The 1,274-nt window shown below is 72.8% G+C and carries 1 protein-coding gene; it reads right to left on the bottom strand.

Translation table 11 applies throughout. The features are described 5' to 3' along the window. Nucleotides 1-1,248: phosphoribosylamine--glycine ligase (purD, locus tag U9980_RS17705; protein WP_322768932.1), on the bottom strand; the 1,248-nt coding region annotated here is incomplete at its 3' end. Nucleotides 1,249-1,274: the final 26 nt, after the last annotated feature.

The following is a 1,274-nucleotide window of genomic DNA, read 5'->3' as shown; positions in this document are numbered from 1 at the left end:
CCCGTAGGGGCCCAGCCGCGACGGGTCCCCGATGTCGGTCCGGTAGTGCGCGCCAGCCAGGGAGATTCGGCTGACGGCCTCGTAGGCTGATCCTCTCGCGGCTTCCAGATGCGGGCCGATGGCGGTGACGCACAGCACGCGACCCCCGGACGACACGATCCTGCCATCGGCGTCCCGGCGGGTTCCGGCATGCAGGATGTCCACCCCGGTGAGGGCTCCGGCGGCGTCGAGGCCGATGATCGGATCGCCGAGCCGCGGCGCCTGCGGATAACCGGCTGCCGCGACGACGACCGTGACGGCGGCGCCGGACCGCCACACCGGCGTCCGGTAGCCGGACAGGACATCGGTCAGCGGGGTGGCCAGCAGAGCCAGGATCGCCTGTACCTCGGGGTCGCCGAACCGGACGTTGAACTCGACGACCCGCACACCGCGGGAGGTCAGTGCAAGGCCGGCGTACAGCAGGCCGCAGAAGGGGGTGCCGCGGCGTGCCATCTCGTCCACGGTGGGCTGGATCACAGTCCGAACGACCTGGGCAGACAACCCGCGCGGCGCCCACGGCAGTGGGGTGTACGCGCCCATCCCGCCGGTGTTCGGCCCGGTATCGCCGTCCCCGACCCGCTTGTGGTCCTGAGCGGGTAGCAGGGGGATGACGGTCCCGGCTTCGGTCACGATCGCGAACAGCGAGACCTCGGGCCCGTCCAGATACTCCTCGATCACGACTCGGTCCTCGGGGTTGCGCAGGCATGCGCGTACCGCCTCGACCGCGCTGCGCCGGTCGGTCGTGACGGTCACTCCCTTGCCGCCGGCGAGACCGTCGTACTTGACGACGTAGGGCGGACCGAACTCGTCGAGGTCGGCGAGGGCCGGTTCGATCTCGGTGTGATCACGCGACGCCGCGGTGGGGACGCCGGCGGCGTGCATCACGTTCTTGGCGAAGGCCTTGCTGCCCTCCAGCCGCGCGGCCGCGGCGGTCGGCCCGAAGCAGCGCAGGCCTCGGACCCGCAGTTCGTCGGCGGCGCCGGCAACCAGGGGTACCTCCGGCCCGATGATGGTCAGATCCGCCTGGACGGCCTCGGCCAGGTCGGCCACGGCGTCGGGGTCGGCGACATCGAGTGGACGCGGCTGCGCCAGCTGCGCGGTGCCGGCGTTACCGGGGGCGCACACCAGCGCGCCTACCGCCGGGTCGCGCGACAGGGCCCGGCACAACGCGTGCTCCCGGCCTCCCGAGCCGACGACGAGGACCTTCACCTCGCCACCCGCCACCGCCCGGTCGG

It is taken from the genome of Protofrankia sp. Cr1 (genome assembly GCF_963555865.1).
In the GTDB taxonomy this organism is placed as follows: Bacteria; Actinomycetota; Actinomycetes; order Frankiales; family Frankiaceae; genus Protofrankia.
Note: the sequence above shows the minus strand (reverse complement) of the source record. Positions and strands in the feature narration are given on the sequence as shown.